Genomic DNA, 14,783 nt, shown 5'->3' with positions numbered 1-14,783 from the left:
CGCCCCGGGTCACGAACCGCGACCTGGGGCGCCACGCAGCACCTGCTCCCGGCGGTCCGCGCCCGAACCGGATCGCGACCGCCAGGCGGTGGATGTTCGCCCGAACCGGGCGGGCATCGCTGCCACGATCATCATACGATGCGGGATCAGCCTTTCGGGTGAGTATCGCGAAACTGTGTCCCGCGGCACGTCCTGATCAGCCGGTCAGCTCCGCGTACCGCTTCTCCAGGTCCACCCGGGCCAGCGCCCCGACCAGCCAGGCCAACCGCTCCGACTCGCCGCTGCCGGCCAGGCTGGCGAGGTCGTCGGCGGAGCGGCCGAGGCCCAGGCGGCGCGCGGCCACCAGGGCCCGTCGGTCGGCCACCGGCGCCACCTCCCGCCACACGGCCTGCGCCTCCCGCAGGAACAGCTCGGTCACCTCGTCGTCCACTCCGGGCAGGTCGGTGAGCAGCTTCCGCTCCCGGGCCGGATCCTGGTGCGCCTCCGTCCGCAACCGCCGCAGATCGCCCCGGTAGCGGTCCACGACGGTGCGGGCGAGGTCGCCCAGCACGTCGGCGAGCCCGTCCACGTCGCCACGCTGGCCGTGCGCGCGCAGCACCCGCACCCGGTCGGCGTGCATCGAACGGGCCAACCGGGCGGCGCTGTCCCAACCCTCGTCGCGCAGCGCGGCCGCGGCCTCCACCGCCCGGCGGAAATCCCCCTTCCGGGACAGCAGGACGGACAGACAGAGCACCTGGAACAGGTTGGACGGGTTGTTCAGGACCCGGAAGCCGTACTGTTCGGCGAAACCGCGACCGTCACCGGCGAGCCGGCGTACCAGTCGCTTCTTGTCCTCGATGTTGGAGATCGCACTGGTCGGCATGCCCGGCGTCTACCCGGGACGGGGCCGCCCAATCAGCCGATGAGGCCGCCGCGACGGTCGCGGGCCTTGAGCCGGGTGGTGGGCAGCGCCGGGGCCGGCAGCGGCGGCGCCGGATCGTCGGCCACCGTCCCGAACCGCCGGCCGGCCATCCAGTCCTCCCGGGCGGCGGCGACCTCCTCGTGCGACCGGCCCACGAAGTTCCACCACATCACCAGGGGCTCGTCGAAGGGTGCGCCACCGAGCAGCAGCAGCCGGCTGCCGGGCGCCGCGCGCAGGGTCACCGTGTCCCGGCCGGCGCCCAGGTACAGCAGCGCACCCGGGGCAAGCGACACCGCGTCCACCACCGCGGAGCCCGACATCGCCAGCAGCCCGTACTCGAAATCGCGGCGCAGCGGCAGCGTGGCCGACGCCGGACCGCGCACCTCGAGCTGCGCGCCGACCAGCGGGGTGTGCACCACGGCCGGGGAGCGCTCGCCGCCGGTCTCACCCACCAGCAGGGTGACGTCCAGGTCGCCGTCCCGCCAGCGGGGCAGCTCCGCGTGGTGGGCGAAGTCGGCGGCGCCGGCCCGCGCCGGGTCGGGCAGCGCCACCCACAGCTGCACGCCGTGCATGACCGGCGGATGCTCGGCCGGTGACCGCTCGGAGTGGACGATGCCGTGCCCGGAGGTCATCACGTTCAACTGGCCGGGCCGGATCGGCTGCAGGTTGCCCAGGCTGTCCCGGTGCAGGATCTCCCCGTCGAGCAGCCAGGTCACCGTCTGCAGGCCGGTGTGCGGGTGCGGCGGCACCTCCATGCCGGGCCGCTCGGCGACGTCGTCCGGTCCGAAATGGTCGACGAAGCACCAGGCCCCGACCATCCGGCGCTGCCGCTGCGGCAGCAGCCGCCGGACCGTGGTGTAGCGCCCGAGTGGCACGTCGTGGCCGGGCAGCAGCACGCTGCCCGGGTCGCTGGAGGGCACGCCGGGCGGCAGGGTCTGCGCCGGCAACGATTCGGTACGGTCCACCGCCCGACTCTACGCTCAGCCCTCCTCGACGGTCACCGTGTTCGCCCCGGCCACCAGTTCGACGTAGAGCCGGTCGACCGCGCGGTCCCAGCTGGGCGAGCTGACCAGCTCGCCGGCCGCCACCCCGTCCCGACGCTCCTGGTAGACGGCGACGGAGGCGGCACCGGAGGCGGCCCGGACCCGGGCCGGCGACGCGTCGGGGACCCGGACGGTCAGCAGGCTCGTCCCACCGGTCATCCGCACGGTCAGCGTCCCACTCAGCCGGGGCAGCCGCAGCTCGGTGCGGGACGAGCCGCCGATCAGCTCGATCCCGGTCAGCCGGCCCGCACTCAGGTCCAGCAGCTGGTCGCTGACCCCGCCCGCCAGCCGCAGCCGCCACTCGACCCGGGAGTTGAGCAGCACCTCGACGGCGGCGGGACCGCGTCGTCCGTTCTCCTCGACGCGCAGCCGTACCCGGTCGCCCCGCACCTCCGGGCGCGGTGTCACGCCCCCGTCGGTCGGCACCTCGATCCGGTACAGCTCGTCGCCGAGGTCCGCCATGCGCAGGCCGAACGTGGTCAGGCCGTCCGCCAGCTCGAAGCTGGCCCGGCGCCGGCCGGCGAGCGGCGCGGTCACGGCCTGCTCGGCGGCCGCCTCCGCCGCGCCGACCCCACCCGGCTCGGCGGCGGTCGTCACGGCCCGCGGTTCACCGCCGGAGAAGGCGAAGCCCAGTCGGGCCGGGTGGGAGAGCGTCGCCACCACGGCGACGACGCCGAGGGCCACCACCAGCACAGCGGCGACGCTGAGCAGCCGGACTGGACCGGGCCAGGGCCAGCGCCGGGACGACAAATCCGGACCACCGGGCACCTCGACCGCCGGCTCCCCCGCCGCCCCGACCCGGCGATACTCGTCGTCCCCCGATGCGGCCACGCTGATCCCCTCTCCCCGGTCCCCGCAGGGAGTACGTACCCAGGGGTCGTCCGGATCACCTGCTGCGTCGCTGGTTGCGGTGGGTACGTGGATATGCCGCTGGCCGGCACCCCGTGTCTTGGGGTGCCGGCCAGCGGCGTGTTGCGTGTGTTCGGTTGGGTCAGCTGTTCCAGTGCTGGGCGACCAGGTCGGCGGCCTGCTTCTCCCACTGGGCGTAGGCGTCCGGGTAGGCCGACACCTGCACCGTCTGGGCGGCCTCGGTCAGCGGCATGTCCTGCCACCCGTCGACCTGCTTCAGACCCTTCTCGAACGCCAGGGTCGCGTACTCCGGGTCGGTGATCTGCTCCGGCGTACCCCAACCACTGGACGGGCGCTGCTGGAACAGGCCCAGCGAGTCGTGGTCGTTGGCGTCACCCAGGTGACCCAGGTTCTCCAGCTTCGACTCCTGCAGGCTGGTGGCGATCGAGATGACCGCGGCGCGCTCCGGCAGGCCGGCCTTCTTCGTCGCGGCGATGATCGCCTTGGCGTTGCCGGTCTGCTCGTCGTTCAGGGTGATCTTCGACTGGGCGCCCTGCACACCGTGCGGGATCAGCTTCTTCTTGTCGACGCCCGGCTTGTCAGCCTGCACCGCGACCGCGACGGGCTTGCCAGCCACCGGGGTGGTGTCGGCGTGAGCGGCGATCGGACCGGCGAACACACCACCGGCAAAGGCCAGACCAGCAACACCCAGCACGCTCTTACGAATGATCGAAGTCATGATGAAGCTCCTTGGGGGGTTGGCGTCAGCGCCGATGGGGGTCAGCGGCAGACGCAAGCACCGTCAGGCGCTCACAAGCACAAGGGGAAAGTCTCTGCCCGGTCCGACCGCGGGGCGGGGCCTCTTCGCGGCGCCGGGACCATATGTAACGACCGGCAGGCCACCATCATTCCGGGGCCCGACCATCGGCCCGGTCGAGCGGGCCAGGTACTCGGTCGTACGCCAGATGTAACGACCCCCGGCCGGCCACGATTCCGCCGCCAGGATGCCGCCGGTCACACCCGGAAACGGACATCCGACCCAGACCGTTCGCCACCTGGCGGGCCGGACCGGACATCCGGCACCACATCCCCGATGTGGCGGTATCCGCGCCTGTCGGACACCCCCACATCGGCGACATGCAGGCGAACTACGAAGGAACGCTCAGGTCGAAGCGCGATCCCGCACCTTCGCCGCACACGCCGCCACCACGGACCGCGCGTCCAACCCCAGGCTCTCGATGGCGACGAGCGCCGTGAAGACGACGTCCGCCAGCTCGGCGGCGACGTCCTCGCGGCGATGCGTCACGCCCTTGCGGGGATTCTGACCGAGCACCCCGATCCAGGCGCCCGCCGCCTCTCCCGCCTCCTCGGTGAGCTTCAGGATCCGACAGGTCAGCTCGGCGTCGTCCGTGCCGTTGGCGGCGTCCAGCCAGCCGCGGGAGGCCCGGACCGCGTCCCAGATCGACTCATCCACCCGACCAGTGAACCGGACAGCGGTGACGATCCGTATCCGGTGACGTCGGCGGGATGCCGATCCGGGGGTGGCGACGCGGCCGCCGCCGGGACTGAAGGGAAGTGTCGGTGATGCCGGAGGCCGTCGAGACGGTGTTCGCCAGTGTGGTCAACCGGAACCCGGGTGAGCCCGAGTTCCACCAGGCGGTACGGGAGGTGCTGGAAAGCATCGGGCCGGCCCTGGCCCGTCACCCCGAGTACGCGCACGCGCGGATCATCGAGCGAATCTGCGAGCCGGAGCGGCAGGTCATCTTCCGGGTGCCGTGGGAGGACGACCACGGCCGGGTCCGGGTGAACCGGGGTTTCCGGGTGGAGTTCAACAGCGCGCTCGGCCCGTTCAAGGGCGGGCTGCGCTTCCACCCGTCGGTCTACCTGGGCATCGTCAAGTTCCTCGGCTTCGAGCAGATCTTCAAGAACGCGCTGACCGGGCTGCCGATCGGCGGCGGCAAGGGCGGCGCGGACTTCGACCCGAAGGGCCGCTCCGAACGGGAGGTGATGCGCTTCTGCCAGAGCTTCATGACCGAGCTGTACCGGCACATCGGTGCGCAGACCGACGTGCCGGCCGGTGACATCGGGGTCGGCGGCCGGGAAATCGGCTACCTGTTCGGGCAGTACAAGCGGATCACCAACCGGTACGAGTCGGGGGTGCTGACCGGCAAGGGCCTGTCGTACGGAGGCGCGCAGGCGCGCCGGGAGGCCACCGGGTACGGGGCGGTCTTCTTCGCCGACGAGATGCTGCGGCAGACCGGGGACAGCCTGGAGGGCAAGCGGGCGGTGGTCTCCGGCTCGGGCAACGTGGCGATCTACGCGATCGAGAAGGTGCACCAGCTCGGCGGGACGGTGGTGGCCTGCTCGGACTCCGACGGCTACGTGCTGGATGAGAAGGGCATCGACCTGAAGCTGCTGCGGGAGTTGAAGGAGGAGCGGCGGGCCCGGCTCGACGACTACGTACGGCACGTGCCGCACGCGGTGACGGTCTCCGGTCGTAGCGTCTGGGAGGTGCCCTGCGACCTGGCGCTGCCGTGCGCCACGCAGAACGAGATCGGCGGCGCGGAGGCCGCGGCGCTGGTGGCCGGCGGCTGCGTCGCGGTGGTGGAGGGCGCCAACATGCCGACCACGCCGGAGGCGGTGCGCATCCTCGGGCGGGCGGGGGTGCGGTTCGCCCCCGGCAAGGCGGCCAACGCCGGTGGGGTCGCGGTGAGCGCCCTGGAGATGCAGCAGAACGCCAGCCGCGACTCGTGGACGTTCGCCCAGTCGGAGCAGCGGCTGCGGGAGACGATGCGGGACATCCACGCCCGGTGCTGGGCCACCGCCGAGGAGTACGGCCTGCCCGGCGACTACGTGGCCGGGGCGAACATCAACGGGTTCCGCCGGGTGGCGGAGGCGATGCTGGCCCACGGGCTGGTCTGACCGAACACTGTGGGCGGACCGGACGGAGCTGGCTGACCGTTCGGTCAGGAGGTGATTGACAGCGATCGACGGGCGGGCCTAGTTTCAGGGCGCTACCGGCCGGTAGGCACCGTCCCGCCTGGTCGCCCCCGGTGGGCGGCACCGTCCCCGGGGGAGCAACGATGCTGACCTCAACCACCCGCCTGGTCCGCCGGCTGCTCGCCGCCGGCGCGGCCCTGACCCTCACGGTCGGGCTCGCCGGCGCGACACCGGCCGCCGCCGCCGACAGCGACGACGACGGCAGCCAGCCGCTGCCCGGCTACACCATCAGCAACCCGCCGCTGGACCCGCTGGTCGTGCGCGGCGCGGCCACCACCGTCCGTCAGGGCGTGCACGAACACGCCGGCTACATCATCGAGGTACCCGCCGACTGGAACGGCGACCTGGTGATGTGGACGCACGGCTACCGCGGCCAGACCACCGTGCTCTCCCCGGAGGCCCCGGCGTTCGGCCTGCGCCAGCGGATGCTGGAGCAGGGGTACGCCTGGGCGTCGTCGTCGTACTACAGCAACGGCTTCGACATCCGCTCCGGCGTGCTGAGCACCCGCGACCTCGCCGACCTGTTCGGCCGTACCGTCGAACGGCCGAAGCGGGTGCTGATGGCCGGGGTGTCGATGGGCGGCTACATCATCGGCCGGTCGCTGGAGCAGTACCCCGGCTTCTACGACGGCGCGCTGCCGATGTGCGGGGTGCTCGGCGACCACCAGCTGCTCGACTTCTTCCTGGACTACAACCTCGTCGCGCAGGCGCTCGCCGGGGTGCGGGCGTACCCGACGCCGACGGACTACCTCACCAACGCGGTGCCGCGCATCCAGGTGACTCTCGGCCTCGCCGGGCTCAAGCCGGGCGGGCCGGACACCACCAACGAGCTGGGCAAGCAGCTCCGGACCATCACCATCGACCGCTCCGGCGGGGACCGGCCCGGCGCCGAGGCCTCCTTCGCGGTCTGGAAGGACTTCCTCTTCGCGATCAGCACCACCAACGGCGGGGAGTCCCCCGCGCAGCGGCCCGGCCAGCTCGCCACCAACCTGCTCACCCGGTACACCCCGAACAGTCCCGTGGACGTCAACGCCACCGTGCAGCGGGTCGCCCCGGACAACCTGTGGCAGCGCCTCTCCCCCACGCTTACCGAGGTGCCCCGGATCAGCGGCCGGCCGACCGCGCCGGTGGTCAGCCTGCACGACCTCGGCGACCTCTTCGTGCCCTTCGCCATGGAGCAGGCGTACGCCCGGGACGTGGCGTGGCACGGACGCAGCCGGCTGGTGGTGCAGCGGGCGATCCGGGCCTCCCAGCACTGCGAGTTCAGCCCGGCCGAGGCCGGCGCCGCCTGGGACGACCTCACCTCATGGGTACGCACCGGCGACCGTCCCGACGGCGACGCGGTGACCGATCCTCAGGCGGTGGCGGCCCCGGACTTCGGCTGCCGGTTCAGCGACCGGGCCGCGTACGCCGCGGGGGCCGGCACCCGGCGTCTGTACGCGCCCTGCCCCTGAGTAATTGGTTGCTGTTGGGGGCTGGGGGCGATCGTCCCCGGCTCCGGGCGGTCAGGCTTGGGATGTGCATATGCCGCTGGCCGGCACCCCGGGTCTTGGGGTGCCGGCCAGCGGCTTGTTGCGTGTATTCGGTTGGGTCAGCTGTTCCAGTGCTGGGCCACGATGTGGGCGGCCTGCTTCTCCCACTGGGCGTAGGCGTCCGGGTAGGCCGACACCTGCACCGTCTGGGCGGCCTCGGTCAGCGGCATGTCCTGCCACCCGTCGACCTGCTTCAGACCCTTCTCGAACGCCAGGGTCGCGTACTCCGGGTCGGTGATCTGCTCCGGCGTACCCCAACCACTCGACGGGCGCTGCTGGAACAGGCCCAGCGAGTCATGGTCGTTGGCGTCACCCAGGTGGCCCAGGTTCTCCAGCTTCGACTCCTGCAGCGACGTGGCGATCGAGATGACCGCGGCCCGCTCCGGCAGGCCCGCCTTCTTCGTCGCGGCGATGATCGCCTTCGCGTTGGCGGTCTGCTCGTCGTTCAGGGTGATCTTCGACTGGGCGCCCTGCACACCGTGCGGGATCAGCTTGCCCATGTCGGGCTTGTCGGCCTGCACGGCGGCCGGGGTCATCGCGCTGGTCGGGGTGGCGTCGTGGTGGTTCAGCGGGCCGGCGGCCAGACCACCGGCGAACGCCAGACCAGCAATACCGAGCACGCTCTTACGCAGCATCGTGTTCATGACGAAAGCTCCTTGGGGGGTTGGCGCACACCCGGTGGGGGCCGGGAGATGCGCAAGCACCGTCAGGCGCTCACAAGCAAAAGGGGAAAAGTCTCTACCCGGCCCGACCGCGGGGCGGGGGCCTCTTCGCGGCGCCGGGACCATGTGTAACGACCGGCGGCCCGCCATCATTCCGGGGCCCGGCCATCGGCCCGGTCGAGCGGGCCAGGTACTCGGCCGTACGCCAGATGTAACGATCCCCGCCTGGCCATCATTCCGGCCCGAGGATGCCAGCGGTCACCCCAACATCCGATCCCAGATCACCCGCCGCCCGGTCGGGGCGAAACGGACAACCGGCACCACATCCCCGATGTGGCGGTATCCGCGCCTTCCGGACAGCGCCGCATCGGAGACATGGAGTCGATGACGCCCCAGCCAGCACGCAGCGGGCGCGAGCCGGCAGGGCACCAAACGCCGGCGACCCGCCCCAGGTGCTGCGGCCCAGGCCCGGTCCGGCGCGACGACCCGGTACGGCTCGGCTGAGCCGGCTCAGCCCTCGTCGCCGCTGCCACCTCGCAGCTGCGCGTACGCGGTCAGCAGCTCCTGCAGCCGGGCGGCGGTGTCGGTGCCGATCCGCTCGTCGTCGGCCGCCTCGGCGACGCGTTCGCGCAGCTCGGCGACCCGCTTGGCGCGGTCCTTGGGCCTGCCCCGGTCCAGCTCGGCGGCCTTCTCCCGCAGGTCGTCGGCGGTCTTCGGGTCGATGTCGCCCCGGGCCTCCGCGTCGGCGAGCACGGCGGCGAACGCGGCCGCGAGCTGGCGCAGGGTGACCGGCGCCGGCGCGGTGGTGGTGGCCGGCTCGGAGGTGGCCGGCTCAGCCGGGCTGGACGACTCCGCCAGCTCCTCGACCGGCGCCCCGGTGGTCCGGTCGGCGACCGGCGGGGTCCCCGACCCGTCGGTGAACGCGAGCATGCCGACCAGCCCGAGCAGCAGCGCGACACCGGCGGCGACCAGCACGCCGAGCAGCCGGTTCGACCGGGCCGGCGGCCGTTGCGGCACCGCCGGTGGCACCGGGCGGACGGCGGCCGGCGGCCGCTCGATCAGGGTCGGCGGGTGCTCCGGCCGGGTCACCGTGGGCAGGATCGCGGTCGGCGGGTCGGTCGGCTGGCCGGCGCCGAGCCGGGTGGCGAGCTGGGCGGCGGTGGGCCGGCGGCCCGGGTCCGGGGAGAGGCAGGCCAGGGTGAGTTCGGCGATGTCGGTGGGCAGCCCGGGGACGCGCAGCGGCGGCACCGGGGGGCGCCGGGCCTGCACGTCGAGCACGTCCTCCCAGGTCTGCACGGGCAGCGGGGCCCGCCCGGTGAGGGTGCGGTAGAGCAGCGCGCCGAGGGCGTAGACGTCGCTGGCCGGGTTGGCCGGGCCCGGCGTCATCCGCTCGGGGGCGAAGTAGGCCGGGGTGCCCATCATCAGCTCGCCGGTCTGGCCGGCAAGCGGGTGGCGCGGGCCGGCCAGCGTGGCGATGCCGAAGTCGAGCACCTTGGCGCCGGTCTCGGTGAGCATCACGTTGCCGGGCTTGACGTCCCGGTGCACCACGCCGATCCGGTGCGCGGCCGCGAGGGCGGCGGCGACCTGACCGGCCACCCGGACGGCCTCCGGCCAGGCCAGCGGGCCACCGGTCAGCCGGTCGGCCAGGTTGTGCCCCTCCACCAGCTCCATCACCAGGTACGGCACGACCGACCCGTCGGGCAGGGTCGCCTCGCCGTAGTCGTACACCTGGGTGACGTTCGGGTGGGTGAGCCGGGCCGCGGCCCGGGCCTCGCGCTGGATGGTGGCGCGCAGCTGCGGGTCGGCGGCGAGCTCCGTCGCGAGGGCCTTGACCGCGACGGAGCGGTGCAGCACCTCGTCATCGGCGCGCCACACCTCGGACATCCCGCCGAGGCCGATGCGCTCGCGCAGGACGTACCGATCGTGCAGCCGGAGCGTGGGCGTGAACGGCGACATGGTGCCCCAGTCTGCCTGCCGATCGCCGCCGCCCCCAACCCGGTGCCCGGTTCGGCACCGGGTGGCCCCCGATGGGCTGATCCGCGGGGTGCCCGGGTGGCCCCGGCCACCCGGGCGGGCCGGCTGCGGCGGGACTCAGGAGCAGGTGTGCGGCACGGGCGCCGGCCGGGGTTCCATCAGGTCGGCGAGCCGGCGCAGCGCACCGGCGGCGGCCAGCCGGGTGGGTGTCAGCCGGGCCGGGCGGGGGCGGTCGGGGCGGACCGGCGCGTCGGGCCGAGCCGAGTTGACGTGTCGGGTCACCGCGTCGACGGCGAGGACGTAACCGGTGGGCTGTTCCATGGTGGGCTCCTTCAGACAGGACCGGTGGAGGTGCGGACGACGAGATCGGTGCGGAGCAGGACGTGGCCGGCGGCCGGGTCGGCCGGCGGCTCCAGAAGGAGTTCGGCGGCGATCCGCCCCTTCTCCTCGGCCGGCTGCCGGACGGTGGTGAGGCCGGCCGCGGCGGCCTCGGCGATGTCGTCGAAGCCGGTGACGGAGACGGGGTGCGGAAGTCGTCGACCGGCCTCGGCGAGCGCGTCGAGGACGCCGAGGGCGAGCACGTCGGAGCAGGCCAGCACGGCGGTGGGCGGGGCGTCGCCGGCGAGCGTGGCGGCCACCGCGGCGACGCCGGCGGCGCGGCTGTTGCCGGTGGCGTTGAGCACGGTGAGCGCGGACCAGCCGACGCCGAGCGCGGCGAACGCGTCGGCGAAGCCGGCGAGCCGGCCCCGGGTGGTGGGGTGCGGGACGTCCGCCGGGCCGGCCAGCCGCAGCGGTCCGGGTGGGGCGTCGGGCAGCACGGTGTCGCCGAGGAGGGCCACCCGCCGGTGGCCGAGGGCGGCGACGTGCTCGGCGACGGTACGGGCGGCGGCGCGCTCGTCGATGCCGACGTAGCGGTGCGCCGGGTCGGCCGCCTCAGCGACGGCGGTGGTGACGTAGGGCAGGGCCCGGCCACGGATGGCCTCGAGCGCCCACTCCTCGTCGCCGACGCAGTAGACGCAGAAGCCGTCGACGGCGGCGTTCTCCAGGGCGGCACGGGCGAGCGCCGGGTCGGTGGGGAGCGGGACCAGCAGCAGGGCGGCGCCGTGCCGCTCGGCCGCCCCGCTGAGCCCGGCCAGGAAGCGCACGGCGAAGGGGTCGGTGAAGGCGTACGACAGCTGGGAGGTGAAGAGCACGCCGATCGCGCCGACGAAGCCGCGGCGCAGCGACCGGGCGGTCGGGTCGGGCCCGGGGTAGCCGAGCTGCCGCGCGGCGTCGAGGATCCGGCGCCGGAGGGCGGCGGAGAGCTGGTCAGGGCGGCTGTAGGCGTTGGAGACGGTGCTGCGGGACACGCCCACGGCCTTCGCCACGTCCTGCAGGGTCGGTTTCACCGCGACGCCCTTCTGGATCGATTCAGTCTGGATCGATCCAGAGACTACTCGCACGCGTCGGGGGCGGTCAATGCCCGGCCGGAAGAAGATCGACCCGACCCCGGACGGGAGCGCGTCGAGCAGCCGGGCGACCGCCGTACGGGTCGTCGCCGTCCGGTACGAAGTGCAGCACCGCCACCAGCATCAGCGCGACCTGGCGCGCCCGGTGGCCCGGAAACGGTCAGCGCGGGTACAGCTCGTCGGCGATCCGGCCGAGCAGCTCGGGGGTCCGCTCCGGCGGCGCGGCCTCCACGCAGAGCCGCTCCATGGCCAGCGCGTAGTAGTCGAGGTCCTCGCGCTTGTCCAGGTAGATCGCGCTGGTCAACTGCTCGATGTAGACGATGTCCGGGAGGTCCTGGTCGCCGAAGCGCAGGATGGTGAAGGCGCCCCCGGCGGCGGCGTGCCCGCCCGCGTCGAAGGGCACGATCTGAAGCCGGACGTGCGGCGAGGCCGTCGCCTCGATCAGCGCGTCCAACTGCCCGCGCATCACCTCGGGCCCGCCGATCGGCCGGCGCAGCGCGGCCTCGTCGACCACCGCCCAGAGCTGGGGCGGACGGGTCCGGCGCAGCAGCTCCTGGCGCTCCACCCGCAGCTTCACCCGCCGGTCGATCTCCTCCGGCGCGGCGCCGCGGTGGCCGAGCAGGATGACCGCGCGGGCATATTCGGGGGTCTGCAGGAGGCCGGGGACGAACTGGACCTCATACGTCCGGATCAGCGCGGCGGCAGCCTCCAGCCCCAGGTAGGACTGGAACCAGGTGGGCAGCACGTCGCCGTACCGGTGCCACCAGCCGGGGCTGTTCGCGTCCCGGGCCAGCTTGAGCAGCGCCGTGCGCTCGTCGGTCGCCGAGACGCCGTAGAGGGTGAGCAGGTCGGCGACGTCCCGCTCCTTGAAGCCGACCCGGCCGAGCTCCATCCGGCTGATCTTCGACTCGGAGGACCGGATCTCCCAGCCGGCGCCCTCGCGGGTGACCCCGGCGCCCTCGCGGAGCCGCCGCAGCTGCGCCCCGAGCAGCATGCGCAGCACGGTCGGCCCGGTGGCCGGGCCGTCCTCGCCGGGAACCATCGTCACGTGGTCGTCCTTCGCATGCCGACTGTCGCCGACCGGACGCCCCAGTCCGGCCGACGTGTAAGCATGCCATGGACCGTCAGTGAGATGAACTCGTCCGGACGGCCGATCAACCCCGTGGGCGGGCCGCGGCTCAGGCGATCAGATTGTCGAAGTCCCCGTCCCGGGCGCCGAGCACGAAGGCCGTGATCTCGTCCACTGTGTAGATCAGCGCCGGGCCCTCCGGGTGCCGGGAGTTGCGCATCGCGATGCCGGTGCCGTCCGGGAGCTCGGCCAGCTCGACGCAGTTTCCGCTGGGGTTGCTGCGACGGCTCTTCTGCCAGCGCAGCGGCGGCAGCTGACTAGTGGGTACGCCGTTCTGGGGCTGCTGCATAGGGCGTCTTTCTGTGCCAGAGCCAGCCGATGCCGCGGGAGGAGCGGTGGTGGCGACGGGTGGTGTGTCGGCAGAGGACCGTGATGCACGTGCATCTGCTATTGCATCTGCATTGGGCAGTGGGCATGATAACGCACGTGCGGTGTACCCATCCGTTCACTTTGGGTTACCCCACTCCCCGGGCGACCAGTGGAAACACGGGCCCGGGCCGGGCGGTCGAGGCACCGCCCACGGGAGATCGACGGCTGTGGCGAGGGAGGGTTCGTGCCGGATCCGATGACCGTCGCGTCCGGGATCTCCGCCGCCGGTGCCCTGGTCTCCGTCTGGCAACTGCGCCGTCGGGCGCTGCGCGCGGAGGCGGAGATCGAGCTCCTGCAGGCCGAGCTGGCCGCCGAACGGCACGCCGCCAGCCACGACCCGCTGACCGGGCTGCCCAACCGACGGGCCTTCTACCGGCTCGCCGGGACCCTGCTCACCGGCGCCGCCGGCAGCCCGCTGATCGCCGTGGTGCTCGACCTCGACGACTTCAAGCAGGTCAACGACCGGTACGGCCACGCCGCCGGTGACCAGGTGCTGATCAGCGTGGCCCAGCGGCTCGCCGCCTTCGCCGGGGACAACCTGGTCGCCCGACTCGGTGGCGACGAATTCGCCGGGCTGCTGGCCAGCCCGACGGTGGACCGGCGGTGGATCGAGCACGCCACCCGGCGGCTCTGCGAGGCCCTCGCCGCGCCGATCCCGCTCGGCAGCCGCAGCGTGCAGGTGACCGCGTCCGTCGGACTCGCCCCGGTGCACGGGCCGGCCCAGCTCGCCGAGGCGCTCTGCCGCGCGGACGCGGCGATGTACCAGGCGAAGAGCGTGGCCGCGGCCCGACCGGCCCGCCAGCTGGTGGAGACCCCGCACCTCGCCGAGTGCTGACCGACTGATCAGTCCCAGCGGCCGAGATCGCGCAGCGCGTCGCGGGCCAGGCTGACCAGCCCCACCGGGGACAACAGCCCGTCCACGATCTCCAGCGCGCGGACCCGCTCGGCCTCCGGCCGGTCCGCGTCGGCCACGTCCCGGGCCCAGCTCCAGATGTCGTCCAGCGCCCGCACGCCCAGGTGATAGGCGAGCCGGACCGGATCGGGATCCACCGGGCCGTAGCCGGCGAAGAAGGCCGCCTGCTCGGCCGGGGTCACCGGCGCGAACGCCAGCACGCCGCCGAGCACGAACATCAGGTCGCGTTCCCGGGGCGCGAGCACCGCGTCGTCCCAGTCGATCAGCCAGACCCGCCCGTCCGGTTCGAGCAGCAGGTTGCCCAGGTGCGGATCGCCGTGGCAGACCACCAGGTCCGCCGGCCGGTCCCGCAACTCCGCGCCGAGCCCGTCCATGCGATCGAGCAGTCTCGCCACGTCGTCCGCGGCCGCCCGCCAGCGGGCCGCCACCTCCCGGGTCCACCGGTCGGCCGCGTCGTCCACAGCCCGCAGCCGGCGATCCGTCTCCCGCGTCGCCGCGCCGACCGCCGCATGGGTGTGATCCTCGCGGGGCAGCAGCGCCGCCAGCTCGTCGGTGGGCGCGACGCCGTGGGTCGCGGCCAGCACCTCGCCGTACGCGCGCCAGTGCGCGGCGCTCATTCCGCCGGCCAGCGCCCGGTCGGCGGAGAGCCACGGCACCACGGAGAGCCGCCGTCCCTCGTGGACTCCGCAGAGCCGACCGTCCCCGGTGGTCAGCGGCGCGGCGCTGCCCGGCACGCCCTGCCCGGCGAGGTGGGCCGTGACGAGCAACCCCGCCGGGGTGCCGCCGCCGCCCAGCTTGACCGCCCACTGGGCACCGTCGGCGGTGGTGGCCCGCCACAGCCGCGCCGTGGCGTCCGCGCCGTACGGCACCGGCTCGGCGGCCACAAGGACGAGACCGAAGTCCGCCCGCAGCCACCCGGCCAGCCGATCGTCCACAGCGGTCATCGGGTCACCCTGCCACTCC

15 protein-coding genes are annotated in these 14,783 nt (G+C 73.5%); 3 read left to right on the top strand and 12 right to left on the bottom strand.

Annotated elements, in window-relative coordinates; genetic code table 11:
* Positions 1–196: 196 nt before the first annotated feature.
* The 5 genes from ACTWO6_RS14840 to ACTWO6_RS14820 form a co-directional block, all read right to left on the bottom strand.
* Positions 197–862: a hypothetical protein gene (locus ACTWO6_RS14840; RefSeq protein WP_446220198.1), complete on the bottom strand. Its 666-nt coding sequence runs from the start codon at positions 860–862 to the stop codon at positions 197–199.
* Between the two features lie 32 nt (positions 863–894).
* Positions 895–1,866 carry a pirin family protein gene (locus ACTWO6_RS14835; RefSeq protein ID WP_446220197.1) on the bottom strand — a complete coding sequence of 324 codons (972 nt, stop codon included), beginning with the start codon at positions 1,864–1,866 and terminating at the stop codon, positions 895–897.
* A gap of 15 nt (positions 1,867–1,881) precedes the next feature.
* Positions 1,882–2,775, bottom strand: coding sequence for a hypothetical protein (locus ACTWO6_RS14830; RefSeq protein ID WP_446220196.1), 894 nt, complete (start codon positions 2,773–2,775; stop codon positions 1,882–1,884).
* Between the two features lie 160 nt (positions 2,776–2,935).
* Positions 2,936–3,532, bottom strand: coding sequence for a hypothetical protein (locus ACTWO6_RS14825; RefSeq protein WP_446220195.1), 597 nt, complete (start codon positions 3,530–3,532; stop codon positions 2,936–2,938).
* Between the two features lie 423 nt (positions 3,533–3,955).
* The gene (locus tag ACTWO6_RS14820) at positions 3,956–4,267 is read right to left on the bottom strand and encodes a MazG-like family protein (RefSeq protein WP_130334887.1); all 312 of its coding nucleotides are present in this window, start codon (positions 4,265–4,267) and stop codon (positions 3,956–3,958) included.
* Between the two features lie 110 nt (positions 4,268–4,377).
* On the opposite strand from ACTWO6_RS14820, the gene gdhA reads away from it, so the two are divergent.
* A complete protein-coding gene (gene gdhA, locus ACTWO6_RS14815) occupies positions 4,378–5,715 on the top strand; it encodes an NADP-specific glutamate dehydrogenase (RefSeq protein ID WP_446220194.1) in 1,338 nt (445 codons plus the stop codon).
* A gap of 161 nt (positions 5,716–5,876) precedes the next feature.
* On the top strand, positions 5,877–7,247 hold the full coding sequence (locus ACTWO6_RS14810) for a hypothetical protein (protein ID WP_446220193.1): 1,371 nt from the start codon (positions 5,877–5,879) through the stop codon (positions 7,245–7,247).
* A 137-nt stretch (positions 7,248–7,384) separates the two neighbouring features.
* Here ACTWO6_RS14810 and ACTWO6_RS14805 read toward each other — a convergent pair whose 3' ends face one another.
* From ACTWO6_RS14805 to ACTWO6_RS14780, 6 genes are all read right to left on the bottom strand, one after another.
* Complete coding sequence (locus ACTWO6_RS14805) at positions 7,385–7,969, bottom strand: hypothetical protein (RefSeq protein ID WP_446219286.1); 585 nt, start codon at positions 7,967–7,969, stop codon at positions 7,385–7,387.
* Between the two features lie 528 nt (positions 7,970–8,497).
* A complete protein-coding gene (locus ACTWO6_RS14800; protein ID WP_446220192.1) occupies positions 8,498–9,943 on the bottom strand; it encodes a serine/threonine-protein kinase in 1,446 nt (481 codons plus the stop codon).
* Positions 9,944–10,078: 135 nt separating this feature from the next.
* A complete protein-coding gene (locus tag ACTWO6_RS14795) occupies positions 10,079–10,282 on the bottom strand; it encodes a hypothetical protein (RefSeq protein WP_446220191.1) in 204 nt (67 codons plus the stop codon).
* A gap of 11 nt (positions 10,283–10,293) precedes the next feature.
* A complete protein-coding gene (locus ACTWO6_RS14790) occupies positions 10,294–11,349 on the bottom strand; it encodes a LacI family DNA-binding transcriptional regulator (RefSeq protein ID WP_446220189.1) in 1,056 nt (351 codons plus the stop codon).
* Between the two features lie 220 nt (positions 11,350–11,569).
* Complete coding sequence (locus ACTWO6_RS14785) at positions 11,570–12,403, bottom strand: helix-turn-helix domain-containing protein (RefSeq protein ID WP_446220664.1); 834 nt, start codon at positions 12,401–12,403, stop codon at positions 11,570–11,572.
* A gap of 184 nt (positions 12,404–12,587) precedes the next feature.
* Positions 12,588–12,827 (bottom strand): DUF397 domain-containing protein, encoded by a 240-nt coding sequence (locus tag ACTWO6_RS14780; protein WP_446220188.1) that lies wholly within the window; start codon positions 12,825–12,827, stop codon positions 12,588–12,590.
* A gap of 264 nt (positions 12,828–13,091) precedes the next feature.
* On the opposite strand from ACTWO6_RS14780, the gene ACTWO6_RS14775 reads away from it, so the two are divergent.
* On the top strand, positions 13,092–13,742 hold the full coding sequence (locus ACTWO6_RS14775) for a GGDEF domain-containing protein (RefSeq protein ID WP_446220187.1): 651 nt from the start codon (positions 13,092–13,094) through the stop codon (positions 13,740–13,742).
* Positions 13,743–13,750: 8 nt separating this feature from the next.
* Here ACTWO6_RS14775 and ACTWO6_RS14770 read toward each other — a convergent pair whose 3' ends face one another.
* On the bottom strand, positions 13,751–14,764 hold the full coding sequence (locus ACTWO6_RS14770; protein ID WP_446220186.1) for a phosphotransferase: 1,014 nt from the start codon (positions 14,762–14,764) through the stop codon (positions 13,751–13,753).
* Between the last annotated feature and the right edge of the window lie 19 nt (positions 14,765–14,783).

The sequence above is a fragment of the Micromonospora sp. IBHARD004 genome (genome assembly GCF_052814115.1).
The sequence above is the reverse complement of the archived record's forward strand: the minus strand, read 5'-3'. Positions and strand labels throughout refer to the sequence as shown.

Bases quoted from the DNA above. Each gene is read 5' to 3' on its own strand.
- ACTWO6_RS14840 (WP_446220198.1), bottom strand. From the start codon at position 862: ATGCCGACCAGTGCGATCTCCAACATCGAGGACAAGAAGCGACTGGTA.
- ACTWO6_RS14825 (WP_446220195.1), bottom strand. From the start codon at position 3,532: ATGACTTCGATCATTCGTAAGAGCGTGCTGGGTGTTGCTGGTCTGGCC.
- gdhA (WP_446220194.1), top strand. From the start codon at position 4,378: ATGCCGGAGGCCGTCGAGACGGTGTTCGCCAGTGTGGTCAACCGGAAC.
- ACTWO6_RS14810 (WP_446220193.1), top strand. From the start codon at position 5,877: ATGCTGACCTCAACCACCCGCCTGGTCCGCCGGCTGCTCGCCGCCGGC.
- ACTWO6_RS14805 (WP_446219286.1), bottom strand. From the start codon at position 7,969: ATGAACACGATGCTGCGTAAGAGCGTGCTCGGTATTGCTGGTCTGGCG.
- ACTWO6_RS14800 (WP_446220192.1), bottom strand. From the start codon at position 9,943: ATGTCGCCGTTCACGCCCACGCTCCGGCTGCACGATCGGTACGTCCTG.
- ACTWO6_RS14795 (WP_446220191.1), bottom strand. From the start codon at position 10,282: ATGGAACAGCCCACCGGTTACGTCCTCGCCGTCGACGCGGTGACCCGA.
- ACTWO6_RS14785 (WP_446220664.1), bottom strand. From the start codon at position 12,403: ATGCTGCTCGGGGCGCAGCTGCGGCGGCTCCGCGAGGGCGCCGGGGTC.
- ACTWO6_RS14780 (WP_446220188.1), bottom strand. From the start codon at position 12,827: ATGCAGCAGCCCCAGAACGGCGTACCCACTAGTCAGCTGCCGCCGCTG.
- ACTWO6_RS14770 (WP_446220186.1), bottom strand. From the start codon at position 14,764: ATGACCGCTGTGGACGATCGGCTGGCCGGGTGGCTGCGGGCGGACTTC.